This window comes from Sphingopyxis sp., assembly GCF_016463645.1.
GTDB lineage: Bacteria > Pseudomonadota > Alphaproteobacteria > Sphingomonadales > Sphingomonadaceae > Sphingopyxis.
In genome coordinates, this window is record NZ_JAEMQX010000057.1 from 1 (window position 1) to 23,177 (window position 23,177).

The 23,177-nt window shown below is 64.6% G+C and carries 24 protein-coding genes; 14 read left to right on the forward strand and 10 right to left on the reverse strand.

The window, feature by feature from the left end; genetic code table 11:
• A partial coding sequence (locus tag JHC57_RS12805) for an SAM-dependent methyltransferase (protein WP_294030435.1) occupies window positions 1–1,038 on the reverse strand: 1,038 nt, incomplete at its 3' end.
• Window positions 1,031–1,906 carry a prolipoprotein diacylglyceryl transferase gene (lgt, locus tag JHC57_RS12810; protein WP_294030436.1) on the reverse strand — a complete coding sequence of 292 codons (876 nt, stop codon included), beginning with the start codon at window positions 1,904–1,906 and terminating at the stop codon, window positions 1,031–1,033. The genes lgt and JHC57_RS12805, both read right to left, overlap by 8 nt.
• 77 nt (window positions 1,907–1,983) lie before the next feature.
• Between lgt and JHC57_RS12815 the strand changes: the two genes are divergently transcribed.
• From JHC57_RS12815 to JHC57_RS12835, 5 genes are read left to right on the forward strand one after another with little or no spacing between them, the layout of a single operon-like run.
• A complete protein-coding gene (locus JHC57_RS12815) occupies window positions 1,984–3,696 on the forward strand; it encodes a class I adenylate-forming enzyme family protein (protein ID WP_294030437.1) in 1,713 nt (570 codons plus the stop codon).
• A 30-nt stretch (window positions 3,697–3,726) separates the two neighbouring features.
• Window positions 3,727–4,569 carry a cytochrome b/b6 domain-containing protein gene (locus JHC57_RS12820; RefSeq protein ID WP_294030438.1) on the forward strand — a complete coding sequence of 281 codons (843 nt, stop codon included), beginning with the start codon at window positions 3,727–3,729 and terminating at the stop codon, window positions 4,567–4,569.
• A complete protein-coding gene (locus JHC57_RS12825; protein ID WP_294030440.1) occupies window positions 4,566–5,345 on the forward strand; it encodes a molybdopterin-dependent oxidoreductase in 780 nt (259 codons plus the stop codon). Before JHC57_RS12820 ends, JHC57_RS12825 begins: the two co-directional genes overlap by 4 nt.
• Window positions 5,346–5,383: 38 nt before the next feature.
• Window positions 5,384–6,634, forward strand: a complete 1,251-nt coding sequence (locus JHC57_RS12830) for a cyclopropane-fatty-acyl-phospholipid synthase family protein (protein ID WP_294030441.1) — start codon at window positions 5,384–5,386, stop codon at window positions 6,632–6,634.
• A gap of 34 nt (window positions 6,635–6,668) precedes the next feature.
• Complete coding sequence (locus JHC57_RS12835) at window positions 6,669–7,289, forward strand: hypothetical protein (RefSeq protein ID WP_294030442.1); 621 nt, start codon at window positions 6,669–6,671, stop codon at window positions 7,287–7,289.
• Between the two features lie 6 nt (window positions 7,290–7,295).
• Here JHC57_RS12835 and JHC57_RS12840 read toward each other — a convergent pair whose 3' ends face one another.
• The gene (locus tag JHC57_RS12840; RefSeq protein ID WP_294030443.1) at window positions 7,296–7,733 is read right to left on the reverse strand and encodes a DUF1801 domain-containing protein; all 438 of its coding nucleotides are present in this window, start codon (window positions 7,731–7,733) and stop codon (window positions 7,296–7,298) included.
• 115 nt (window positions 7,734–7,848) lie between these two features.
• Between JHC57_RS12840 and JHC57_RS12845 the strand changes: the two genes are divergently transcribed.
• The 6 genes from JHC57_RS12845 to JHC57_RS12870 all read left to right on the forward strand — a co-directional run bounded on the left by JHC57_RS12845 (window position 7,849) and on the right by JHC57_RS12870 (window position 13,728).
• Window positions 7,849–9,066 (forward strand): argininosuccinate synthase, encoded by a 1,218-nt coding sequence (locus tag JHC57_RS12845; RefSeq protein ID WP_294030444.1) that lies wholly within the window; start codon window positions 7,849–7,851, stop codon window positions 9,064–9,066.
• 42 nt (window positions 9,067–9,108) lie between these two features.
• Window positions 9,109–9,588 (forward strand): hypothetical protein, encoded by a 480-nt coding sequence (locus JHC57_RS12850; RefSeq protein ID WP_294030445.1) that lies wholly within the window; start codon window positions 9,109–9,111, stop codon window positions 9,586–9,588.
• Between the two features lie 62 nt (window positions 9,589–9,650).
• The gene (locus tag JHC57_RS12855; RefSeq protein WP_294030447.1) at window positions 9,651–10,403 is read left to right on the forward strand and encodes a hypothetical protein; all 753 of its coding nucleotides are present in this window, start codon (window positions 9,651–9,653) and stop codon (window positions 10,401–10,403) included.
• A 41-nt stretch (window positions 10,404–10,444) separates the two neighbouring features.
• Entirely contained in the window at window positions 10,445–11,455 is a 1,011-nt protein-coding gene (locus JHC57_RS12860; RefSeq protein ID WP_294030448.1) for a low specificity L-threonine aldolase, read from the forward strand.
• Window positions 11,452–12,411 (forward strand): DMT family transporter, encoded by a 960-nt coding sequence (locus tag JHC57_RS12865; protein WP_294030449.1) that lies wholly within the window; start codon window positions 11,452–11,454, stop codon window positions 12,409–12,411. The genes JHC57_RS12860 and JHC57_RS12865 overlap by 4 nt, the downstream gene beginning before the upstream one ends.
• A 48-nt stretch (window positions 12,412–12,459) precedes the next feature.
• The gene (locus JHC57_RS12870) at window positions 12,460–13,728 is read left to right on the forward strand and encodes an alpha/beta hydrolase (RefSeq protein ID WP_294030450.1); all 1,269 of its coding nucleotides are present in this window, start codon (window positions 12,460–12,462) and stop codon (window positions 13,726–13,728) included.
• On the opposite strand, the gene murA is transcribed toward JHC57_RS12870, so the two are convergent.
• Window positions 13,715–14,998 carry a UDP-N-acetylglucosamine 1-carboxyvinyltransferase gene (murA, locus tag JHC57_RS12875; RefSeq protein WP_294030451.1) on the reverse strand — a complete coding sequence of 428 codons (1,284 nt, stop codon included), beginning with the start codon at window positions 14,996–14,998 and terminating at the stop codon, window positions 13,715–13,717. The two genes, JHC57_RS12870 and murA, sit on opposite strands and share 14 nt — an antisense overlap.
• A gap of 43 nt (window positions 14,999–15,041) precedes the next feature.
• Complete coding sequence (locus tag JHC57_RS12880; protein ID WP_294030452.1) at window positions 15,042–15,509, reverse strand: hypothetical protein; 468 nt, start codon at window positions 15,507–15,509, stop codon at window positions 15,042–15,044.
• A 209-nt stretch (window positions 15,510–15,718) separates the two neighbouring features.
• Here JHC57_RS12880 and JHC57_RS12885 point away from each other — a divergent pair, with 209 nt between their 5' ends.
• Together JHC57_RS12885 and JHC57_RS12890 are read left to right on the forward strand one after the other, a co-directional pair.
• Window positions 15,719–16,738, forward strand: coding sequence for a DUF3011 domain-containing protein (locus JHC57_RS12885; protein ID WP_294030453.1), 1,020 nt, complete (start codon window positions 15,719–15,721; stop codon window positions 16,736–16,738).
• Between the two features lie 263 nt (window positions 16,739–17,001).
• The gene (locus JHC57_RS12890; protein ID WP_294030454.1) at window positions 17,002–17,922 is read left to right on the forward strand and encodes a DMT family transporter; all 921 of its coding nucleotides are present in this window, start codon (window positions 17,002–17,004) and stop codon (window positions 17,920–17,922) included.
• On the opposite strand, the gene JHC57_RS12895 is transcribed toward JHC57_RS12890, so the two are convergent.
• Both JHC57_RS12895 and JHC57_RS12900 read right to left on the reverse strand, forming a co-directional pair.
• Window positions 17,919–18,533: a 2-hydroxychromene-2-carboxylate isomerase gene (locus JHC57_RS12895; protein WP_294030455.1), complete on the reverse strand. Its 615-nt coding sequence runs from the start codon at window positions 18,531–18,533 to the stop codon at window positions 17,919–17,921. The genes JHC57_RS12890 and JHC57_RS12895 overlap by 4 nt on opposite strands.
• A complete protein-coding gene (locus tag JHC57_RS12900; RefSeq protein ID WP_294030457.1) occupies window positions 18,527–19,252 on the reverse strand; it encodes an SDR family oxidoreductase in 726 nt (241 codons plus the stop codon). Before JHC57_RS12900 ends, JHC57_RS12895 begins: the two co-directional genes overlap by 7 nt.
• Window positions 19,253–19,336: 84 nt before the next feature.
• Here JHC57_RS12900 and JHC57_RS12905 point away from each other — a divergent pair, with 84 nt between their 5' ends.
• Entirely contained in the window at window positions 19,337–19,828 is a 492-nt protein-coding gene (locus tag JHC57_RS12905) for a helix-turn-helix domain-containing protein (protein WP_294030458.1), read from the forward strand.
• Here JHC57_RS12905 and clpS read toward each other — a convergent pair whose 3' ends face one another.
• From clpS to phaC, 3 genes are all read right to left on the reverse strand, one after another.
• The gene (gene clpS / locus JHC57_RS12910) at window positions 19,829–20,194 is read right to left on the reverse strand and encodes an ATP-dependent Clp protease adapter ClpS (RefSeq protein ID WP_294030459.1); all 366 of its coding nucleotides are present in this window, start codon (window positions 20,192–20,194) and stop codon (window positions 19,829–19,831) included.
• 201 nt (window positions 20,195–20,395) lie between these two features.
• On the reverse strand, window positions 20,396–21,136 hold the full coding sequence (locus JHC57_RS12915) for a phasin family protein (RefSeq protein ID WP_294030460.1): 741 nt from the start codon (window positions 21,134–21,136) through the stop codon (window positions 20,396–20,398).
• Window positions 21,137–21,259: 123 nt separating this feature from the next.
• On the reverse strand, window positions 21,260–23,032 hold the full coding sequence (gene phaC, locus JHC57_RS12920; RefSeq protein WP_294030461.1) for a class I poly(R)-hydroxyalkanoic acid synthase: 1,773 nt from the start codon (window positions 23,030–23,032) through the stop codon (window positions 21,260–21,262).
• Between the last annotated feature and the right edge of the window lie 145 nt (window positions 23,033–23,177).

Here is a 23,177-nt window from a genome sequence, read left to right on the forward strand (position 1 = left end):
GGGCGCGGGCCAACCGGGTGCGGTGAAGGCCATCGCCTTGAACAAGTCGCCCATCTCACCTGCTTCGACGAGGCGGTCGCGCTGACCTTTCAGTTCCCCGGCGCGGGCGGGCGCGGCGTTGGCGAGCGATTGGAGCCGCGCATCGATGCCGAGCCGCCGCAGCCACTCGCCCTGCGTCGTCAGCGGGCTCACGGACACGTCCGCATTTCGCGCTGCTTCTGCAAGCGTTGTGAAATCGACATGCGCGGTCAGGTCGACCTCGCCCGGGTCGGCGAAGGGGTCGACGAAGCGGTGGGCCTTCACCGCCTGCAACGTGTCGCCCGCGGCGGGACCGGCATAGCCATAATCGATCGCGAGCATCGCGCCGCCTTGCCGCGCAAGGCGAAAGGCGCAGCGCTGCATGATCGCGGCCGAGACGGGCGTCGTTTCGACGATCGTGCCCTCGGGCCGGGCGCGCAGCGAAGGCGGTACAGCGTCGTCGGCCGGAATGTCGCCCGCGACGGGCGACAGCGCGCCATCCCCGCGCCCGACCATGCGCTCGCGCCAGCCTCCGGCGACGCGGACATATTGATGGATCGGCAGCGCGTCGAAAAATTCGTTTGCGACGATGATCAGCGGCGCTTCACCGGGCAGCGCGTCGACCTCGTCATGGTGTTCCGCAGCGGGCAGGCGCGCAAGCTGCGCGCCGCGAAGCGTCGGGCTCGTTTCGACCAGATCGATACCGGCCGGCGCGCAGCCGAAGCGCGCCATCGTGCGCAGTGCATCGGCGGCGAGCGTACCCCGGCCGGGGCCGAGCTCGACATAATGAAACGCCGGGCTGCCCGCGCGCGACCACAGGTCCGCGATCCAGATGCCGACCATTTCGCCGAACATCTGGCTGATTTCGGGCGCGGTCGTGAAATCGCCCGCGGCGCCCAGCGGATCGCGCGTCGCATAATAATGCGCATTGGCCGCCGCCATGAAGTCGGCGATCGTCGTCGGCCGTGCCGCCGCGATTTCGCCGATCAGCTTCCCGGGCGTCGGTGGGCCGTCACGCAACGCTGTCGATTCCGGCGACCGGTTCGATCCGCTTGCGGCGCCCCTTGGCGGTCGCGACGAGCCAGACACCGACCAGCAGCATCGGCACCGTCAGCGTCTGTCCCATCGTGAGGCCCCACGACAGCGTGCCGAGCTGCACATCGGGTTCGCGCACGAACTCGACGGCGAAGCGGCTGAGGCCATAGATGATCGCGGCCAGGCCGAAGAGAAAACCCGGCTTGTAGCGCGCATCGGTGCGCCAGAAGAAGAAGGCGAGGACCGCCATCATCACGATACCCTCGAGCCCGGCTTCGTAGAGCTGGCTCGGGTGGCGCGGGTCCATCGTGCCGCTGTCGGGAAAGATGATCGCCCATGGCACGGTTGTCGCGCGGCCCCACAATTCGCCGTTCACAAAATTGGCGAGGCGGCCGAAGAAGAGGCCGAAGGGAACGACGCAGGCTATATAGTCGCAGAAGCGCAGGAAGCTGAGCTTTTCCTTGCGCGTCACATACCAGATCGCGACGAGTACGCCGATCACGCCGCCGTGGAGCGACATGCCCCCGTCCCAGAGTTTGAAGATGTCGAGCGGCTTCTGGATATAATTGCCGAGGTTGTAGAAGAGGACATAGCCCATCCGCCCGCCGAGGATGATCCCGAGCATCGCCCAGAAGATCATATCGTCGGCGTGGCGACGCGCCATCGGTGCGCCAGGCTGCGCGATCAGCTTCAGAAGATACCAGTAACCGACGAAAATGCCGGCAAGATAGGCGAGCGCATACCAGCGAATGGGCAGGCCGAAGACGCTGAATGCTATCTCCGAGTTTTCGCCCATCAGCTCGTGGAAGTTCACATATTGCGTTGCTTCGGCTAAGGTTGCAAAAAGAAACATATAGTCGCGCTGTCCTTCCCCAGGAGAGGCCTCCCCATAAGGGGTATGGCGAGCGAGACCAAGAGGAGAGATGAAAGATGCCATCTGCGCTCGATTTGCGCCTGGAAGCCGCCTATAATCTGATCACGGGTCCGGGCGGACCGATCCAGGTCGGATCCGTCGAACGCTTTGGCCAGCAACTGCCCGTCATCACCAACGCCCCGACGAATCTGGCCGACTATGTCGCCTTTTTTTGTGCGCAGCATGGCGACGCGACCTTTCTGGTCGAGGGCGACGAACGGCTGAGCTTCAAGCAGGTCCATGCCGCCGCGCGCAAGGTCGCCGCGGCGCTCGTCGAAGGGCATGGCGTGGAGCGCGGCGATCGCGTCGGCATCGCGATGCGCAACGCCAATGCCTGGTGCATCTCCTATCTCGGCGTGTTGATGGCGGGTGGCTGTGCGACCTTGCTCAACGGCTGGTGGCAGGGCGGGGAGCTCGCCGCGGGAATCGAGGATGCCGAGGCGAAGCTGGTCATCGCCGACGTCCAGCGCGCCGCGCGGCTTGCGGAGCCCGGCGTCAGCCATGGCGCAAAGGTCATCACTCTCGATATCAGCAAGCCGATCGACGAAGCGATCGCGCCGATCACCGATGCGGGCGGCAGTGCCGGAACGGTTTTGCCGGTGCTTGCCGGCGACGATCTGGCAACGATCCTCTTCACGTCGGGTTCGACCGGCCAGTCGAAGGGGGCCTATTCGCGTCATCACGCGGTGGTGCAGGCGATCTTCAATTATGTGACGCAGACCGCGAGCATCGTTCATCTGCTGACGCAGGACGGCCTGATGTCGGACATCCAGCCCGCGACGCTGATATGTACCCCGCTGTTTCATGTCACCGCGGAGATTCCGGTGTTCCTCCAGAGTATCGCGATCGGGCGCAAGCTGGTCCTGATGCCCAAATGGAATGCCGACGAGGCGATGCGGCTGATCCAGGACGAAAAGGTCAATTATTTCGTGGGCGTGCCGCTGATGAGCTACGAGATTCTCGTCAGCCCGAACCGCAAGAATTACGATCTGTCGACCTGCAAGAGCTACGCCGGCGGCGGCGCGCCGCGCCCCCCCGAACATGTGCGGCGTCTTGCGTCGGAGATGGGCGAAGCCAAACCCCTGCTCGGTTACGGCCTGACCGAAACCAATGCGGTCGGATGCGGCATCATCAACGAGAATTATGTCGACAAGCCGCTGTCGACGGGCCCCGCGTCGAAGCCGCTCGTCGATCTCGCGATCCTCGACGACAATGGCGAGCCGGTTCCGCAGGGCGGAGTCGGCGAGGTCTGCATCCGTTCGGTGTGCAATTTCGAAGGTTATTGGAACAATGAAGCCGCGACAAAGGCGGCGTTCTTCGACAATGGCTATTTTCGCTCGGGCGACCTCGGCTATCTCGACGAGGATGGCTATCTGTTCATCGTCGATCGCAAGAAGGACATCATCATCCGCGGCGGCGAGAATATCAGCTGTCAGGAAGTCGAGGCCGCGATCTACGAGCATCCCGAAGCGAACGAGTGCGCAGTCTTCGGCCTGCCGGACGAACGGCTCGGCGAATGCGTCGGCGCTGTCGTGTGGATGAAGCCCGGCAGCAGCGTCACCGCCGACGATCTGGTTGCCTTCCTCGGAGCGCGGCTCGCGCCCTACAAGGTGCCATGCCAGATCTGGATGTCGAACGAGGCGCTGCCCAAGCTCGGCAGCGAAAAGATCGACAAGGTCAGCCTGCGGAGCCACTATCGCGAGGAATATGCAGCAAAGGCCGTCGCGTAACCCGACGGGGTGATGGAGCGAACCGGGATCATGGCCGAGGCTGAAACTCCCGTCGCTCCCGCAAAGCTGGAGCCGGTGCGCGTCTATCGTCACCGGCTGCCGACGCGCCTCTGGCATTGGATCAATGCCGCGACCCTGCTTGTCCTGCTGATGAGCGGGCTGATGATCTTCAATGCGCACCCGCGCCTCTATTGGGGCGAATATGGCGCGAACTTCGACCGCGCGTGGCTGGTGATCGGCTCGACGGCCGATGCGGGCTATCTGCGCGTCGGCGACTGGAAGATCGACACGACGGGCGTGCTCGGCCGCTGGACCGATGCACAAGGGGCGGTGCAGACTCGGGCCTTTCCGGGCTGGGCGACGATTCCGACGAGCTACAGCCTTGCCGACGGGCGACGCTGGCATCTGTTGTTCGCGTGGCTACTGTCGATCGGGCTGACACTTTACATGCTCTGGACGCTTATCGGCGGGCATCTCAGGAAGGACCTTCACGTCCGCCGCGCCGAATGGTCGCCGCGCCACATCTGGCACGATGTGAAGGAGCATGCGCGATTACGCTTTCCGAGGGGCGAGGCTGCGGCGCGCTACGGCATCCTCCAGAAACTCAGCTATATCGGCGTGATCTTTGTCGCGCTGCCGCTGATGATCGCCACGGGCCTCACCATGTCGCCCGGCATGAATGCAGCTTGGCCGTGGCTGCTTGATATCTTCGGCGGGCGCCAGTCGGCGCGCTCGCTCCATTTCATCACCGCCTGGGCTCTGGTCGCCTTTTTCCTCGTGCATATCGCAATGGTCCTGCTCGCCGGGCCGGTAAACGAAATACGCTCGATGATCACCGGCTGGTTCCGCCTGCCGCCGGAGCGGGGGGCGTGAGCAAGGTCATCCTCCCCCGCCGCCAACTGATCGCGCGCGCCGGCGGGCTCATCGCCGCGGCGGGCGCGCTGCCCTTGCTGCCGGGATGCGACGCGATCAACGACGCACCCGCCGTGCGCAAGATATTGTCGATGGGCGAGGAGATGAACCGCGCGGCCCAGCGCGCGCTGATCGACCGCGATGCGCTGGCGCGCGAATTCAGCCGCGCGGAGCTGTCGCCCTATTTCCGGCCCAACGGCACGCGCCTGCCTGCCGGCGCCGTCTATGCCGCGCATGCCGCGGGCGGCTTTGCCGACTGGCGCATCAGGGTCGCAGGGCTCGTCGCCAGGCCGCTGTCGCTGTCGATGGCCGATATTCGCGCGATGCCGCAGCGCACGCAGATCACGCGCCACGACTGCGTCGAGGGATGGAGCGCGATCGGGCAATGGACGGGGCCGCAACTCAGCGGCATCCTCGCCGCCGCGGGGGTAAGGGACAGCGCGCGCTATATCGTCTTCCGCTGCGCCGACCGGCTCGGCGACGCGCTCTATTATGAAAGCTGCGACATGGTCGATGCGCTCCATCCGCAGACGATCATGGCGTGGGCGCTGAACGGCGCGCTGCTGCCGATCGCCAACGGCGCACCGCTGCGGCTGCGCATCGAACGGCAGCTCGGTTACAAGCATGCCAAATATGTGAACGCGATCGAGGCGGTCGCAAGCCTCGATGGAATCGGTGCCGGCAAGGGCGGTTATTGGGAAGATCGCATTGATTATGAATGGTATGCGGGAATCTGATCGCAACCTTTTTGAATGCCGGAGGTTCAGTTCCTAAAATGTCGATCCTGCGTCCGTTTCTCTCCCGCGTTATTCACAAGGGGCGGCTTACCGTCGTCCTGCCCGACGGCGCGCGCGAGGAATATGGCGAACCCGCGCCGGATTTTCCTGACGTCACGATCCGCTTCACCAGCCGCAAGGGAATGCGCCGCATCATCCTCGACCCGCGTATCGGCGCGGCCGAGGCGTTCATGGACGGCGAAATGGAACTGGTCGAGGGCGACATCATGGAGCTCGTCGCACTGATCCGCTCGAACACGCCGTGGGATCGCGGCGCGAAGCTCCATGACAAGAACTGGCTCGGCCGCCGCGCCGACTGGGTGAAGACGCGGATCGGATCGATCAACCGCCAGCGCCAGTCGCGCGCCAACGTCAAGCATCATTACGACATCGGCAACGATCTCTACCGCCTCTTCCTCGACGAGGACATGCAGTACAGCTGTGCCTACTGGGCGCGTCCGGACATGACGCTGGAGGAAGCACAGGCCGCGAAGAAGGCGCATATCGCGGCAAAGCTCGCGCTCGCGCCGGGGCAGCGCGTCCTCGACATCGGCTGCGGCTGGGGCGGGATGGCGATCACGCTGGCGAAGCTCGAAAAGGTCGAGGTGCTTGGAATCACCCTGTCCGAAGAGCAGCTTGCGCTCGCGCGCCGGCGTGCCGAGGCCGCGGGCGTCGCCGACAGGGTCAGGTTCGAGCTGATCGACTATCGTGATCTTGCCGCGCGCGAGGCGGGGCGGTTCGACCGCATCGTTTCGGTGGGCATGTTCGAGCATGTCGGCGCGCCGAATTTCCAAACTTTCTTTCGTGCTGCCGCGAACCTCATGACCGCCGACGGCGTGATGCTGCTCCACACGATCGGCCGCTTCGGAAAGCCGGGATCGACCGATGCCTTCACGCGCAAATATATCTTCCCCGGCGGCTATATCCCGGCGCTCAGCGAAACATTGGCCGCGAGCGAGAAGAGCCGGTTGATCGCGACCGACATCGAAACACTACGCCTTCACTACGCGCTGACGCTTCGTCAGTGGTATGCGCGCACGCTCGCGCGCGAGGCCGAAATCGTCGCGATGATGGGCGTTCGTTTCTTCCGCATGTGGTGCTTCTACCTCGCCGGGGCGACCGCGGCGTTCGAAAGTGGCGGAATGGGCAATTACCAGATCCAGTTCGCGCGCAGCCGCCATGCGCTGCCGTTGACCCGCGATTACATGGCGGAAGCCGAGCGCGATTATGGCGGAGAGGGCAGCGGTTGAGGTAGGGAGAGCCACAGCGCGGAAGGGGCAGGGGATGACCGAAGAGGAGGAACTCACGCGGATCGATCGATACCAGCTGCGCAACGGCTGGGCGATGCGCCGGGCAGGGCTGAAGGGATGGCGGATCGAAGCGGAGGTGATCGACGGCAAGGCGCCGGCGCTGATCCTGACCGGTTCGCGGCGCGGACGCGTCGAAGTGCTGCTGACCGATATCCGCCGCATTCGCGCGAGTGTCGACGAGGGCAAATATCGCTGGCTCGATTCATACCGCTGCCTGATCTGGCGCGACGGCGAGAGAAAGCTGGTGCTGGTCCCGACGTCCTTCGGCAAGATCATCTACCGCGAACTGATCCTCGAACTCGCGCGGGGGATGAAGCGGGTCGGCCGCTTCGATCGCGTCGAGCGCGGGTTGCAGCGATGGGAAACCATCTTCTACTCGATATTCATGGTCATCGGCGCAATCTTTATTGCATATGTTGCGTGGGACTCGCTCCAGCTCAAACGGGGGCCGATGGAGACGATGGACTTCGTTTTCGCCAGCATCACCGGAGGCTTCAGCCTCTTTCTGCTCGTCGGCAGCGTCAGGATATGGGGTGACGTCGGTCCGCCGCGCCCCGTTCGCAGCTTCAATGATCTGCGCGAGGTGCTGCCCTGACAGGTCTCACGCCGGATAGCGTTCGTTCATGATATTCCAGCTCAGCACGACGAGCTTTTCAAGCACCCCCAGGTCCACGTCGGCGAGCTTGTTGATATAGAGGCAGGATTTGCCCGTCTTGTGCTTGCCGAGCCTGGCAAGCAACGCATCGGCCTCATTCTGCCGGTCGCCGTAATGGCCCATCAGATAGAGCGTCATCGCGGCCTTGCGGGGGCTGAAACCCGCGCGGCACATCGTTCCCGAATGGCCGCTGTCATAGACATAGTCGTAGCTGCCATAGCCGATGATCGACGGCCCCCACATTTTCGGTTCGAGCCCGGTGACGCGCCGGTGCATCGCATCGACGATGGCCGCTTCGTCGCGGCGTCTCGCATCGGGCACCGCGACGATGAAATCGGCGACCGGGGCGTCGGTCGTCTCGGTCTTGATAGCGGTTTTGGCCATGGCCTTCCTTCCGGACGCCGACAATAGCCTGCGCGCGGCTAGGCGCCAAGCCGGTTGCACGTTGGACGGCGCCCTGCTAGCCGCGCCGCGTCTTTCCCTCGCCAAAGGTGCCAGCATGTCCGAGTCCTTCAAGCGCGTCGTCCTCGCCTATTCGGGTGGCCTCGATACCAGCGTCATCCTGAAGTGGCTGCAGGTCACCTATGGCTGCGAGGTCGTGACCTTCACCGCGGATCTCGGACAGGGCGAGGAACTTGAGCCCGCGCGCGCCAAGGCCGAGCTGATGGGGATCAAGCCGGAGCATATCTATATCGACGACCTGCGCGAGGAATTCGTCCGCGATTTCGTCTTCCCGATGATGCGTGCCAACGCGCGTTACGAGGGCGATTATCTGCTCGGTACCTCGATCGCGCGTCCGCTGATTTCGAAGCGGCTGGTCGAGATTGCCAGGGAAACCGGCGCCGACGCGGTCGCGCACGGCGCGACGGGCAAGGGCAACGATCAGGTCCGCTTCGAACTGAGCGCCTACGCGCTCAATCCCGACATCAAGGTTATTGCACCTTGGCGCGAATGGGATCTGACCAGTCGCACCGCGCTGATCGACTTCGCCGAGAAGAACCAGATCCCGGTGCCGAAGGACAAGCGCGGCGAAAGTCCGTTCTCGACCGACGCGAACCTGCTGCACACTTCGTCCGAAGGCAAGGTCCTCGAGGATCCGTGGGAAGAGACCCCCGACTATGTCTATTCGCGCACGGTGAACCCGGAGGACGCGCCCGACACGCCCGAGCATATCACGATCGATTTCGAGCGCGGCGACGGCGTCGCGCTGAACGGACAGGCGATGTCGCCCGCGACATTGCTCGCGGCGCTCAACGATCTTGGCCGCAAGCATGGCATCGGCCGCCTCGACCTCGTCGAGAACCGTTTCGTCGGCATGAAGTCGCGCGGCATGTACGAGACGCCGGGCGGCGAAATCTATGCCCGCGCGCACCGCGGTATCGAGAGCATCACGCTCGACCGCGGCGCCGCGCACCTCAAGGACGAGCTGATGCCGAAATATGCCGAGCTCATCTACAACGGCTTCTGGTTCGCGCCCGAACGCGAGATGCTGCAGGCGGCGATCGACCACAGCCAGACCAATGTTACCGGCACCGTCCGGCTCAAGCTCTACAAGGGCAATGCGAGCGTTGTTGGCCGCAAGTCGCCGTTCAGCCTCTACAGCGAACGCCATGTGACCTTCGAGGACGATGCCGGCGCCTATGATCAGAAGGACGCGGCGGGCTTTATCAAGCTGAACGCCTTGCGCTTGAAATTGCTCGCGAAACAGGGTCAGTAAGACGGCCGGGCACGGACCCGGCTGCGACAGGAGCCTTGGTCCATGTTCTCGCTTCTGCTGGCCGCGGCCAGCCTGACTCCCGCGTTCAACGACGCCAGCTATGCCGACCTTGGCTATGTGAGCCGCAGCGCGGGCGAATGCACCGCGCGCTTCGGCAGCGGATCGATCGAGATTCGCCAGGCCTTCAACGAGGCCGACCGCACGATGATCAATGTCGCGGTCGTGACCGGCAGGCCGACACGCGCGCTTCCCGTCGGCACGAAACTGTGGGTGAAGGCGAGCTACGGCCCCGCGTGGCGCGCTCTGGTGATCGAATCGACGCCGGACCGGCTGAGTTTCGTGGCGCATAACCGCTTCGTCGGCGACCTGTTCGCGGAGGATTCGTTGACCATCGCGCTCCACGAGCGGCTCGATGCGACCGCGACCGGCGACGCCGTACTCGTCGATGTGGGATCGGACGCTTCAGGTTTCCGCGAAAAGCTCGCTTCGGCATTCGACTGCGCGGACGGTCTCGGCATCTGAGGCCGTCAGGGCATCCGATTTTCAGGTAGCGCCGCACCGCGAAGAGCGGCACTATCGCCGCCATGCGCTTCTTCGATTTTTCATCGTGGCAAACCATCGGCACAACTTTGCTTGGTCTCGCGCTGGTGACGCTGATCGGCGTCGGCATCCGGCTGATGGTCATGATGACGATCCAGCAGCGCCGCGAGCGGATGAACCGTCAGATCAACGAGCGGCTGCGCACCTTGATGGCCGCCTACAAGACGCTCGGCGGGTCGTTCACGGGCAATCTGATGGTCGATCCCCGCCACCTGCGCGACATCAAGCGCCAGGCGAGCGAGGCGAAGGCGGAGCCCGCGATCGACCTGTCCGATGAGCCCGCGACCGAAGAGGATGGGCCCGGCGAATCGGACCGGCCACGCCGCATCCGCGACGCCGTCGAAGGCGCGCTGTCCGATATCATCCTGCTCGGCACCGAAACACAGGTCCGGCTCGCGAGCCGCGCGGCGCAGGAACTCGCCGAAGGACGGCCGGTGCATGTCCACGACCTGGTCGTCGAACTGCGCGATTTCATCCGCAAGGCGCTCGATCTCGATCCGGTTCCGGTCGACGTCGTCATCCCCGCGCAAGGCCCGACGCGTCCGTCGGGTAGCGGCGGCAAGGGCGGCGGCCGGGGTGCCGACGCGCGAGGTGGCAGCGGCGGCCGTGGCGGTGGCAGCGGTGGCATGGGGATGGGCATGGCGGGCGGGCTCGGCATCGCTGGCGGGGCGGGTCTTGCACGCGGAGCAACCCCTGACGACGCCGCAGACGTATCCGGCGAAGTGCAGTCGAAATGAGGGGTTAGCAAGCGGCCCGATCCTGCGCTAAGGCGCGGGGCATGACCGCGACCCGCTTTTTCTCCGACAATGCCGCAGCCGTCCATCCGGTGGTAATGGAGGCGCTGGCAGCCGCCAACCACGTCGACACGGCCTATGACGGCGATGCGCTCAGCCAGTCGCTCGACGCGACGTTTTCGGAGCTTTTCGAAACCGATTGCGAAGTCGTGTGGATCCCGACCGGGACGGCGGCGAACAGCATCATCCTCGCGCATTTCGTGCGGCCGTGGCAGGGCATTCTTTGCTATGAGGAAGCGCATATCGAGGTCGACGAATGCGGCGCGCCGACCTTCTATTCGGGCGGCGCGAAGCTGATGACCCTGCCGGGTCGCGGTGCGAAGATCGATGCCGCGGCGCTGAAGGCGCAGATCGCGGGAATCCGGCAGGACGTGCATCAGGTCCAGCCGGCGGCGGTCAGCATCACCAACGCGACCGAATATGGCCTCGCGTGGCGCGCCGACGAGATCGGCGAGATCAGCGAGATCGCCAAGGGCAAGGGGCTGAAACTGCACATGGACGGCGCGCGCTTCGCCAACGCCGTCGCCTTCCTCGGCTGCGCGCCCGCCGATGTGACCTGGCGCGCCGGGGTCGATGCCCTGTCTTTCGGTTTCACCAAAAATGGCGCGATGATGGCCGAGGCGATCGTCTTTTTCGGCGGCAGCGGCGGCGCGGGCGTGCGCGAGCTCAAGAAGCGCGGCGGGCATCTGCTCAGCAAGGGGCGCTTCGTCGCGGCGCAAATCCGCGCGATGCTCAAGGACGATCTGTGGCTCGCCAATGCGCGCGCCGCCAATGCCGGGGCGGCGAAACTCGCGGCGGCGTGCGGCGGCCGGTTGATGTATCCGGTCGAGGCCAACGAGTTGTTCGTTCGCCTGACCGCCGCGGAAGCCGCGAAGCTGCGCGATGCCGGTTTCGACTTCTACGACTGGGGCGAGGGCGCCGCGCGCCTTGTCGTCAGCTGGGATCAGGATGCGGAGGCGGTCGCTCCGCTGGCAGCCGCGATCGGCGCGCTGTGAGCAGCGAGCAGCCGACGCTGCTCAGCCCGCGCATTCTGTTGCCCTTCGCGCTGGTGACGCTGATCTGGGGATCGACCTGGATCGTGATCAAGGGGCAACTCGGCATCGTGCCGCCGAGCTGGTCGGTAACCTATCGCTTTGCGGTCGCGGCGATCGCGATGTTCGCCTTTGCGGTGGTCCGGCGCGAACGGTTGCTGCTCGAACCCCGCGCGATGCTTTTCGCGGTCGCGCTCGGGGTCGCGCAATTCACCTTCAACTTCAATTTCGTCTATCGCGCCGAGCAGCATATCACGTCGGGTCTGGTCGCGGTGCTGTTCGCGCTGCTGATCGTGCCCAATACCCTGCTCGGGCGGGCCTTTCTGAGGACACCGCTCGAAGGGCGTTTCCTCGCCGGCGCCGGGATCGCGATCGTCGGCGTCGGGCTGATGATCCTCCACGAATATCGCGCCGCGGCCGTTGGCGCGGGCGAAGTTCTGGTCGGTACCGCGCTGACGCTTGCTGGGGTAATGAGCGCCTCGACCGCCAATGTCATGCAGGGCACGGCGATCGCACGCGCGCAGTCGATGGTCGTCATGATCGCGTGGGCGATGGCCTTCGGCGCGCTTGCCGACGGTAGCTACGCGTGGGTCACGACCGGTCCGCCGGTGATCGAGCCGACCGCCGTCTATCTGGGCGGTGTATTCTACCTCGGCATCATCGCGAGCGCGGTGACCTTTCCGCTCTATTTCAACGTCATCCGCGCCGTGGGGCCGGGGCAGGCGGCATGGTCGAGCGTCCTGATCCCGATCATCGCGATGGGCTTTTCGACCGCGTTCGAGGGCTATCGCTGGGCGACGCTGTCGATCGCGGGCGGTGTCGTCGCGCTGGTCGGGCTGGTGATCGCGGTCGCAAAACGGCCCGAGCGACCTTCGGTCAGCGGGAATATGGTCTCCATCGCGGTCGAGCCTGATAGCTAGGCCCCGACCCCGGTTGCTTTTAGTGTATTGTGGTAATAATACGGTGCGATGAAACATCTCGCCAGCACACTTCTCCTCGCCCTTGCGACCCTTTTTGCCAGCCCTGTCGCGGCGCAGGCGCCCTGCGACCCCGGCACCTATGCCGCACCCGACGGCGATTTCGTCGTCCTGGTGACCTCGCCGGCGGTCGCGGCGCCGGGGCTGCGTTATCTGTTCCGCGACGGCCGGCGCGGCGCCACGACGGATGCGGCCACACCGCTGGCCTGCGGCGCCGGCGAGGTCAGCGTGGGCGGCAAGACCTGGAAACCGGTCGTCTTTCGCGAAACACCGGCGAGCTTCGATAGTGTGGGCACGAATATGACTGGTGTGCTGATCGAGCCGCCGGGCGCCGACGCCAAGCGGCCGCTCGTCGTGATGGTGCACGGATCGGAGCGCAATTCACCGGTCGGCGGCGTCTATGGCTATGCGATGGCGGCGCAAGGGATTTCGGTCTTCATCTATGACAAGCGCGGCACCGGCGGGTCCGAGGGCGAATATACACAGAATTTCGAACTGCTAGCCGCCGATGCGGCGAAGGCGCTCGATACCGCGCGCGGCCTGGCCGCGGGTCGCTATGGCCGCGCGGGCTTCTTCGGCGGCAGCCAGGGCGGCTGGGTCGCGCCGCTCGCCGCGACGCGGACCAAGGCCGATTTCGTGACCGTCGGCTTCGGCCTGGTCGCCTCGCCGATCGAGGAGGATCGCGAGCAGATGGTATCGGAGGTGCGCGCGGCGGGGCTGGGCAAGGACGCCGAAGCGCTGGTCACTCGCCTGTCGCAGGCGACCGCGGGCTTGCTGCTTTCCGGTTTCCGGGACGGCTATACCGCACTCGATGCCGTCCGGCGCGAAATGGCGGACAAGCCATGGGCGGCGAAGATCGAGGGCGAATATAGCGGTGCGATCGCGCGAATGCCGAACGACGAGTTGCGCCGCGTCGGGCGCGCCCGCTTCGACAATCTCGAGCTGATCTGGGATTATGATGCCGTCGCCGCGCTGGGGAAACTCGACACGCCCTTGCTCTGGGTGCTCGCGGGCGAGGACCGCGAGGCGCCGATCGAAACGACGCGCGGTGCGCTGCTCGGGCTCGCGAAGGAAGGCAAGCCGTTCGACGTCTATCTCTTCCCGGGCACCGACCACGGCATGTTCGAATTCACGACCAACGCTGACGGATCGCGCAGCGTCACGCGCATCACCGATGGCTATCTCAAATTGCTCGGTGACTGGATCAAGGGTCGCGCCAGCGGCCCCTATGGCCGCTCCGAGAAGCTTACCCCGCGCTGATCCGCTCGATATCGGCGCCGACCGCCTGCAGCTTTTCTTCGAGCCGCTCATAACCGCGGTCGAGGTGATAGACACGGTTGACCTCGGTCTGGCCCGCGGCGGCGAGGCCTGCGATGATCAGGCTCATCGAGGCGCGAAGGTCGGTCGCCATCACGGGCGCGCCGATCAGTCTGTCGACGCCGCGTACGACCGCGCTGCGCCCGCGTACCTCGATGTCGCAGCCCATGCGCGCCAGTTCGGGGACGTGCATGTAGCGGTTCTCGAAGATCGTCTCGGTGAACAGCGACGCGCCCTTGCCGAGCGTTGCCATCGCCATGAATTGTGCCTGCATGTCGGTCGCGAAGCCGGGGTAGGGCGCCGTCGACAGCGTGACGGGGTCGGCGCGGCCCGACATGGCGACCCGGATGCCGCCCTTGGTTTCCTCGACCGTCGCGCCCGCCTGACGCAGCGCGGCGAGCGTGGCTTGCATCTCGTCGGCCTTTGCGCCGACCAGTTCGACGTCGCCCTCGGTGATGACGGCGGCGCAGGCATAGCTGCCCGCCTCGATGCGGTCGGCCATGACGCGATAGGTCGCTCCGTGCAGCCGGTCGACGCCCTCGATCGTCAGTGTTTCGGTGCCGATGCCCTCGATATGCGCGCCCATCGCGACGAGACAGTTGCAGAGATCGACGATCTCGGGCTCCCGCGCCGCATTTTCGAGCACGCAGGTGCCCTTGGCCAGCACGGCCGCCATCACGGCATTTTCGGTCGCGCCGACCGAGACTACGGGGAAGGTGAACTTGCCGCCCGCGAGACGGCCGCCGGGGGCGCTTGCCTTCACATAGCCCGAGGCAAGCTCTATCTCGGCGCCGAAAGCTTCAAGCGCCTTCAGATGCAGGTCGATCGGGCGGTTCCCGATCGCGCAGCCGCCGGGCAGCGACACGGTCGCTTCGCCCGCGCGCGCGAGCAGCGGGCCGAGCACGAGGATCGACGCGCGCATCTTGCGCACGATGTCATAGGGCGCGACGGTCGAGGTCAGCGTCGTCGTCCGCGCGGTCATGACACGGCCGAAATCCTCGGGTCGCGATCCCTCGATCGTCGTCGAGCAGCCGAGTTGGTTGAGCAGATGGCCGAACCCGTCGACATCGGCGAGCCGCGGCAGGTTGCGCAGCGTCAGCGGTTCGTCGGTGAGCAGTGCGCAGGGCAACAGCGTGAGCGCCGCATTCTTGGCGCCGGAGATGGGGATACGGCCCTTGAGTCGCTGGCCGCCGCGAATGACGATCTGATCCATCCCGCGTCTTTAGCGCATGCGCGATAGCGCGCAAGCGGGCTGGCTATACGGGCGGACGATAGCCGGCATCGTCATCGAACTGCGCCTTGGCTTCGCGCTCGCCTTTTCCCATGAAGACGAAGCCGACAGCCGCCAGGACAAGCAGGAGAACGGCGAGCATTGGCACATGGCCATCGATCACCAGAACGCGGAGCGCGATCCAGACGCAGTTGAAGATCCCGAGGATCAGGAACAATTTCCGGTTGTTTCCGGCAAAGCCATAGACGTCGCGGCCCCCGGGCGTGCGGATGCCATGGACGCCCTTCAGGTCGAAGGCGTTGTAGAGATAGAACCGGCCGTGCGTGCCGGGCACCAGTTCGGCGGCGACATTGTCCTTCACCACGGCATTGCGGATCGTTCGCGTGCCGACGCCGGTCTGCTGAAAGGTGATGCTGCGAAAGATTGTGGCGCCGCCCTTGGCGCGCTTGAGGTCGGCTGCTTCGATGCTGCCGTCGATGATCGAGGTAGACATGGTCGGATCCCCTGCTGTGGCGCGACCCGGGGAAGGTTCAAAATAATCTATCCGGCGGGAGAAGGGAAGCCGTGCTCCCGGTCAAGTTATTGTCGATGAAGCGCGGCTTTCATCATGGCTTTCCCAGTGAAAATATGAAACTGTTCCTGTCTATTTAAGGCAGGCAAGGACAGCGTAACGGAAGCGACTTTTCACAGGGGAGTAAGGTCATGCGGAATAATGTCGTCACGATCGTCACTACGGCCACGTTGATCGCCAGTCAGCTTGCCGTCCCGGTTATGCCCCAAGCGACGACCTTGCCCTATCCACCGCCCGGCGGCCCGCAGATTCAGCCGCCACGCCCGGGCTATGGCAATGGTTATGCGGGGACAATCCGCTGCGAATCGCGCAACAATCAGACGCAGCGCTGCAACGTCCGCACCGGCAACCGCGTCGACCTGCAGCGGGTGATCGGCGGGCGTTGCTCGAAGGGGCGCGACTGGGGCTTTACCGCGACGCAGATCTGGGTGTCGGGCGGTTGCCGCGCCGAATTCGCTTATGGCTATGCGAATAACGGCGGCTACCCGACGCCGCTGCCGCAGCCGGTCGACGACTATGCGGGCACGCTACGTTGCGAGTCGCGCAGCAATCGTTACGAACAGTGCAACGTTCGAACCAGCGACCGGGTCGAATTGCTGCGCAAGTTGGGCGGCAAGTGCAACGCCGGACGCCAGTGGGGCTACACCAGTTCCTATGTGTGGGTAGACAAGGGGTGTCGCGCCGAGTTCGGCTATGGCTATCGCAATGTCCGGCCGCCCGAAAAGGATAAGGACAAGGGGCCGAGCACCGGGCTGATCATCGGCGGCATCGTTGTCGCGGGCGGGCTGCTCGCATTGCTGGCAAGCCAGAAGAAAAAGAAGGAACCGGCCGGCGAGCAGACGACTGCGCCCGAGGATACGACAACGCCGACCTATCCGGCTGGTCCGCCGGCAGCGTTGAGCGCCAATCTTTCGGCCTTGCCGAGCGCATCGCGCCCGTCGGTGCAGAATTGCATGAACGATGCCGCGCGCCAGATCGGCGTCACCGGCGGGACGCGGCTGTCGTACGACAAGCTGATCTCGCTCGAACAGGGCAATGGCGGCTGGCGTATCCGCGCGACGATGACCGCGACCTATCCCGACGGCGCGAAGCAGGTCGAGATGTATTGCCGCGCGACGCCAAACGATATCATCCAGCTCGACTTCACCTAGACAGGGGAGGCGCGTCCGCTATGGCCGTCCGCCCGGGACAGACCCGGGCGGCGCGCTTTCGGGACAATGGGGTCGGACAATGCTGAAGGATGGTGGGCCGCTCGCGGCGCTATGGTCGCGGGCCTATCCGCTGCTCACGGTGACCGCGCTCTTCTGGGCCGGCAATTCGATCGTCGGCCGCGCGGCGCGCGATCTGGTACCGCTATGGCCGTCCGCCCGGGACAGACCCGGGCGGCGCGCTTTCGGGACAATGGGGTCGGACAATGCTGAAGGATGGTGGGCCGCTCGCGGCGCTATGGTCGCGGGCCTATCCGCTGCTCACGGTGACCGCGCTCTTCTGGGCCGGCAATTCGATCGTCGGCCGCGCGGCGCGCGATCTGGTACCGCCCGCCGCCCTTTCTTTCTGGCGCTGGACGCTGGCTCTCGCGCTGCTTCTGCCGCTTGCCTGGCCGCATCTGAAACGCGACTGGCCGACATTGCGCGCGAACTGGCCGATCGTCGCGTTGCTCGGCGCGCTGGCGATCGGGTCGTTCAACATCCTGCTCTATACCGGCCTGCAGAGCACGACCGCGCTCAATTCGATGCTGATCCAGTCCGCGCTGCCGGCGCTCGTGCTTGTCGTCGGCGCGGTGGTGATGGGCGAGCGGACGAGCCTGCGCCAGATCGCGGGCGTGTTCATCTCCCTCGTCGGCGTGCTGGCGATCATCGCGCGCGGCGATCCGGCGATGCTGTGGGGGCTGCGGCTCAACATCGGCGACGCGATCATCGGCGGCGCCGTGTTGCTGTGGGCGCTTTATTCGGTGCTGCTCCGCCGTCGCCCCGCGGTGCATCCGCTGAGCTTTCTCGCGGCGTCGATGGTCGTCGGCATCGCAGTGATTGCGCCCTTCTACGCGCAAGAGCTCTGGTCGGGCCGGCTGATCGTTCCGGCGACGGGCAGTGCACTGGCGATCACCTATGTTTCGGTCTTTCCGTCCTTCCTCGCCTATCTCTTCTTCAATCGCGGGGTCGAACTGATCGGGTCGGCGGCGACGGGGCAATATATGAATGTGATGCCGCTGATGGGCGCGGGGCTCGCGATGCTCTTCCTCGGCGAGCGGCTCTACCTGTTCCACATCATCGGGCTGGCGCTGATCGTTGCCGGCATATTGGCGGCCGGGCGTCCGGCGCCCGCGGCGCAGGCCTAGCCGAGAGCCTCCTCGACCTGCGCCAGCCGGTCCTTGCCGAAGAACATCTCGCCGCCGACGAAGAAGGTCGGGATGCCGAACACGCCGCGCGCGACCGCGGCTTCGGTGTTTTGGGCGAGTCTCGCTTTGATTTCGGGTTCTTGCGTGCGGACGAGCAGCGCATCGCCATCGAAGCCGTTCGCGGACAGGAAGGCGGCGATGACCCCGGGATCGTCCATCTTGAGGCCGTCTTCCCACATCGCGCGGTTTACGGCGTCGACATAGTCGTCGAGATTGCCTTCGTCGTCGGCGGCGATCGCGCCGCGCATGATCGTCAGCGTATTGACCGGAAAGTGCGGGTTGATACGGAATTTGACCAGGTTGTGCCTCGCAATGAAGCGGCGCATTTCGAGATTCTCGTAAGCGAGTTTAGCCGGCGCGTCCGCGTATCGGACCATCGGCGCCTTGTTGCCTGTCGCCTTGAAGATGCCGCCCAAGAGGCAGGGCGTGATGACGAGGTCGGCGCCGGTACGGTCGAGCAGGTCGGGCAAGGCCTTCATGCAGAGATACGCGTTGGGGCTACCGAAATCGAAGATGAGTTCGAGCGTCTTTGCCGGGCTTTGGGTCACCATTTTTCTCCCCATGGGCGGAGGTCGAGTTCGTGGGTCCACGCGCTTCTCGGCTGTTTGTGGAGCATGACATAATTGGCGGCGATCGCCGCCGGGTCCAGGACAAGATCCTGTGCCCTGGCGTTGTCGAAATCGGGGTGGCGGCTCTTGATGAATTCGGTATCGATCGCGCCATCGATCACGGTGTGCGCGACATGGATACCCTGTGGCCCGAGTTCGCGCGCCATTGATTGCGCGAGCATGCGGAGCGCGCCCTTGGCGCCCGAGAAGGCGGAAAAGCCCGAGCCACCGCGCAGGCTCGCGGTCGCGCCGGTGAAGATGATCGTGCCGCGGCCGCGCGGCGCCATGCGTTTCGCGGCTTCCCGGCCCATCAGGAAGCCACCGAGGCACGCCATTTCCCAGACCTTGGTGTAGACGCGCAGAGTCGTCTCGATGATGGGAAAATTGACGTTGGCGCCGATGTTGAACACCGCGACCTCGACCGGTCCGACCTCGGCCTCGACCTGATCGAAGAGCGCGATCATCGCCTCTTCGCTACGGGCGTCGCCGGGGAAGGCGCGCGCCGCATGGCCGTCGTCGCGGATCGACTCTGCGAGCGCTTCGAGTTGCTCGGCATTGCGTTCGCGGCGGTTGACGCAGGCGGTGAGACCTTCGGCGGCAAAGGCGCGCGCAATGGCGCCGCCCGTGGCGTCGCCGGCTCCGATGATGATGGCTGCAGACATGCGACTCTCCTCTTGTGCGAGATAGTAACTATGATAATCATAGTGACAAGAGATTTCTGGGAACATGGGAGTTGGAGACGCAAAATGCCCAAACGCGCGGATCTGTCGGATACCTTCTGTCCTGTCGGGCGGTCGGCCGAATTGCTCGGCGACCGCGCGGTGCTGCTGATCCTGCGCGACCTGTTTTTCGGACGGCGGCGTTTCGAGGCGATTGCGGCGAATACGGGGCTGGGGCCGCAACTCGTATCGGCGCGGCTCAAGCGCATGGAAGGGGAAGGGGTGGTCGAGCGTCACGCCTATCAGGATCGTCCGCCGCGCCACGAATATCGCCTGACCGCGAAGGGAAAGGATCTGTTCGACGTCCTCTATGCGATGCGCAATTGGGCCGAACGCTGGGCATATGAGGAGGGCGAGACCGGTTCGGGTCCGGCGATGCGCTATATCCACCGCGCGTGCGGTGCCGACGTCGGGACGTCAACCATTTGTCCGGGATGCGGCGAACCGCTGCGCTATGGCGATCTGAAAGGCGAGCCGTCGGAGGCGCTCAGGGCCGAGCAGGCGGCGCGGGCGGGCTGATCAGGCCTTTTCCAGCGTGCATTGCAGCGGATGCTGGTTCTGCCGCGCCGCGTCCATCACCTGATTGACCTTGGTTTCGGCGACCTCATAGCTGAACACGCCGCACACGCCGACGCCCTGCTGGTGGACGTGCAACATCACCTGCGTCGCCTGTTCGATATCCATGTTGAAGAAGCGCTGGAGGACCATCACGACGAATTCCATCGGCGTGTAGTCGTCGTTGAGCAGCAGCACCTTGTACATCGAGGGCTTTTTCGCCTTTGCGCGGGTGCGAGTTGCAATGCCGACGCCGGGGCTGCCGGGCGAGCCGTCGTCCTTGTCCGCCATCGCGCGAACCGGGGTCATGGTCGAAACTGGAAACATCATGGTCAGGAATATCGCAAGCCGCGGTCCAAGCGCAAGGGGCGCGGTCGCGGATTTTAACCTCTTGTTCGCCAGCAGGCCGGCACGGCCTGTGCGCCAAAACAAGAACCGCCCGCTTCCGAGGAAGCGAGCGGCCTTGGGGTGTCGGCGCAGACGGGGAGAGGAGGGGGAAGTGCCCGCGCCAACGAGAGAAGCTGAAGTCGCTCAGGCGGCCTTCATCTTCGAAGTGATGACCGAAACGCGGTTCGAGATCGGCGCGAAGCTGTCGTTCGTCAGCTTGACGACGAGTTCGCTGGTCTTCGAGGTCTGCGCAACGGCGGCGTCGAACGCCTTCTTGCTGTTTTCGGCATAGAGCTTGAAGAAGTCGGCCGGCGTCTTGACGGCGGTGTAGCCCTTCAGCGCGGCGGTCGTGTCTTCGAAGCTCTTGCGAGCGAAGGTGACGCCTTCCTGGCCGAGCGTTTCGATGCCCTTGGCAGCGATCTTGCCCGACTCAACGAGGGCTTCGATGTTCGCCTTGTTGAACTCGACGGCTTCTTCGGCGAGCTTGCTCGACTTCGCGAACGCTTCCTTCGCCTTCTCGTTGAAGTCGGCGGTCAGGGTTTCGGCGCGGGTCTTCGCTTCGTCGGCGAACTTCTTGACGGTGTCGTTCATGGTCTTCAGTCCTTTGGTGGCGAGGGCGGCCGGCTTCGGCGCAGTCTTCGCGGGCTTGGGGGCAATGGTCTTTGCAGCCGCCTTCTTGGGGGCGACCTTCTTCGCTGCCGGCTTTGCGGCTTTCTTTTGGACCGGCTTGGCCTTCGCCGCGACAGTCTTGGTTTTCACGGGCGCCTCGACCTTCGCTGCGGGGGCAGCTTCGACCGGAGCGGCGGGAGCTGCCACCGGCTTGGCGGCGGTTTCCAGCGTCGCGGCTTCGAAAGCCTTTTCGGCACTATCCATCTTGGTAGCCATCGGGACAACTCCTTTATGTTGCACTGCACAATATAGGAGTGGGTCGGCAATTTCAAGAGGAAATTTGTGCGGTGCACAAAAACAATCACAGCGCCGGCCCGCAGGCAGTATATTCGCCGGATATTACCGCTGTTTGACGTAGCGTCCCGGGGCGTCCTCGATCGCCTTTCTGGTGCCCTTTCCCGGCAGGCGCGCATCTTTGGCCGGGGTTTTTCCGCTATCCTGCTCCGCGATCCAGTCGATCCAGTGCGGCCACCAGCTTCCCTTGGTCTCGGTCGTGCCCGCGACGAACTCGTCGAGCGTCGCGGCGTCGTTGTCGCCGGTCCAATATTGATATTTGCCCGCAGCGGGCGGATTGACCACGCCGGCGATATGGCCCGATCCGGCAAGCAGGAAAGTCTTCGGGCCCGACAGATGATCCATCAGCCTCCACACGCTGGCGAGAGGCGCGATATGATCCTCGCGCCCCGCCTGGATATAGGCCGGGGTCTCGATCTTCCTGAGATCGATCGGCGTTCCCATCACCGACAGGCTGTTCGGGATCACCATGCGGTTGTCGCGGTAAAGATCGATCAGATATTGGCGGTGCCACCTGGCAGGCAGGTTGGTGACGTCGCCATTCCAGTAGAGGAGGTCGAAGGGCGGATAGTCGTTGCCGAGCAGATAATTGCTGACGACATAGTTCCAGATGAGGTCGCGCCCGCGCAGGCTGTTGAAGGTCGCGGCCATATAGCGCCCGTCGAGGAAGCCACCCGCCGACAGCTGCTGGAGCAGGGTCAGATAGCTTTCGTCGACGAACATCTTGAGGTCGCCCGCCAGCTCGAAATCGACCTGCGCGGTGAAGAAGGTCACCGACTTGACCTTGTCGGCCTCGCCCCGCGCCGACAGCATTGCCAATGTCGCGGCAAGTGTCGTGCCCGCGACGCAATAGCCGATCGTGTGGACATGCGGCACATCGAGCAGGTTGCGAACCGTGTCGATCGCGTCGACTTGCGCTGCGATATAATCGTCCCAGACGACCTCGCTCATCGAGGCGTCGGCCGACTTCCACGACACCATGAAGACGCTGAGCCCCTGTTCGACCGCCCAGGCGACGAAGCTTTTCGCGGGATTGAGGTCGAGAATGTAGAAGCGGTTGATCCACGGCGGGAAGATGACGAGCGGGACGGTGAAGACCTCCTTTGTCGTCGGGCCGTATTGGATCAGCTGATAGAGATCGGTTTCGTGGACGACCTTGCCCGGAGTCGTCGCGATATTGACGCCGACCTCGAATGCATCGGGATCGACGTGGGAAAGCTGCCCGCGCGACAGGTCGGTGAGCATGTGTTTGAGGCCCTTGAGCAGGCTCTCGCCGCGCGTCTCGATCGCGCGCTTGATCACTTCGGGGTTGGTGACCGCGAGGTTCGAGGGTGACAGCGCCTCGGTCATATTCTTCGCGGCAAACTCCATCTTCGCGCGCGCGTGCTCGTCGAGCCCCTGCATGGTGCGCGTCGTAGCGAGCAATTGCTCGGCGAGGAGGCCGTAGGTCTGGCGGATCAGCGCGAACACAGGGTTCTGGGTCCAGTCGGGGTCCGTGAAGCGCTTGTCCTGTCTCGCGTCGGCGGCGGGCGCGAAGCCCGGCTGGATGGTTGCGAGCGAAGTCCAGAAGGCGACGCCCTGTTCCCACATCTTCGACGATTGTTCGGCCCACGCTTGCGTCGTCGGATTCTGTAGCCAGCTCGTCGGGTCGAACAGGCCTGCCGCGGCGCTGTTACCCTGGTTCGCCTGGCCCAGCGCATATTCGAGCATCATTTGTTGTGCGCGGCCCATGACGCTGGCCCAGTGCTGGATGTCGTCGGGCGAGGGCAGGAAGGGATTCGGCGCTTCGGTCGTGTCGTCTTGGCCTCTGTCGCTCATGCTCGTTCCTGCTGGTCAGTGCGGATATAATGCCTATAACAAGCCGCGATGCGGCTGGCGAGATTGCCGCGCGCGTCAATCCGACAGTTAACGCAAAGGAGTTGTTCTAGTTTCCCATGTCCGAAGATGAATTCTATCGCATCAA

Coding starts and splice junctions, on each gene's coding strand:
- JHC57_RS12860 (WP_294030448.1), top strand. CDS start 10,445: ATGACCGCGACCCGCTTTTTCTCCGACAATGCCGCAGCCGTCCATCCG.
- JHC57_RS12845 (WP_294030444.1), top strand. CDS start 7,849: ATGTCCGAGTCCTTCAAGCGCGTCGTCCTCGCCTATTCGGGTGGCCTC.
- JHC57_RS12915 (WP_294030460.1), bottom strand. CDS start 21,136: ATGGCTACCAAGATGGATAGTGCCGAAAAGGCTTTCGAAGCCGCGACG.
- JHC57_RS12840 (WP_294030443.1), bottom strand. CDS start 7,733: ATGGCCAAAACCGCTATCAAGACCGAGACGACCGACGCCCCGGTCGCC.
- lgt (WP_294030436.1), bottom strand. CDS start 1,906: ATGTTTCTTTTTGCAACCTTAGCCGAAGCAACGCAATATGTGAACTTC.
- murA (WP_294030451.1), bottom strand. CDS start 14,998: ATGGATCAGATCGTCATTCGCGGCGGCCAGCGACTCAAGGGCCGTATC.
- JHC57_RS12820 (WP_294030438.1), top strand. CDS start 3,727: ATGGCCGAGGCTGAAACTCCCGTCGCTCCCGCAAAGCTGGAGCCGGTG.
- JHC57_RS12855 (WP_294030447.1), top strand. CDS start 9,651: ATGCGCTTCTTCGATTTTTCATCGTGGCAAACCATCGGCACAACTTTG.
- JHC57_RS12870 (WP_294030450.1), top strand. CDS start 12,460: ATGAAACATCTCGCCAGCACACTTCTCCTCGCCCTTGCGACCCTTTTT.
- phaC (WP_294030461.1), bottom strand. CDS start 23,032: ATGAGCGACAGAGGCCAAGACGACACGACCGAAGCGCCGAATCCCTTC.
- JHC57_RS12895 (WP_294030455.1), bottom strand. CDS start 18,533: ATGGTGACCCAAAGCCCGGCAAAGACGCTCGAACTCATCTTCGATTTC.
- JHC57_RS12905 (WP_294030458.1), top strand. CDS start 19,337: ATGCCCAAACGCGCGGATCTGTCGGATACCTTCTGTCCTGTCGGGCGG.
- clpS (WP_294030459.1), bottom strand. CDS start 20,194: ATGATGTTTCCAGTTTCGACCATGACCCCGGTTCGCGCGATGGCGGAC.
- JHC57_RS12815 (WP_294030437.1), top strand. CDS start 1,984: ATGCCATCTGCGCTCGATTTGCGCCTGGAAGCCGCCTATAATCTGATC.
- JHC57_RS12890 (WP_294030454.1), top strand. CDS start 17,002: ATGCTGAAGGATGGTGGGCCGCTCGCGGCGCTATGGTCGCGGGCCTAT.
- JHC57_RS12900 (WP_294030457.1), bottom strand. CDS start 19,252: ATGTCTGCAGCCATCATCATCGGAGCCGGCGACGCCACGGGCGGCGCC.
- JHC57_RS12885 (WP_294030453.1), top strand. CDS start 15,719: ATGCGGAATAATGTCGTCACGATCGTCACTACGGCCACGTTGATCGCC.
- JHC57_RS12850 (WP_294030445.1), top strand. CDS start 9,109: ATGTTCTCGCTTCTGCTGGCCGCGGCCAGCCTGACTCCCGCGTTCAAC.
- JHC57_RS12880 (WP_294030452.1), bottom strand. CDS start 15,509: ATGTCTACCTCGATCATCGACGGCAGCATCGAAGCAGCCGACCTCAAG.
- JHC57_RS12835 (WP_294030442.1), top strand. CDS start 6,669: ATGACCGAAGAGGAGGAACTCACGCGGATCGATCGATACCAGCTGCGC.
- JHC57_RS12830 (WP_294030441.1), top strand. CDS start 5,384: ATGTCGATCCTGCGTCCGTTTCTCTCCCGCGTTATTCACAAGGGGCGG.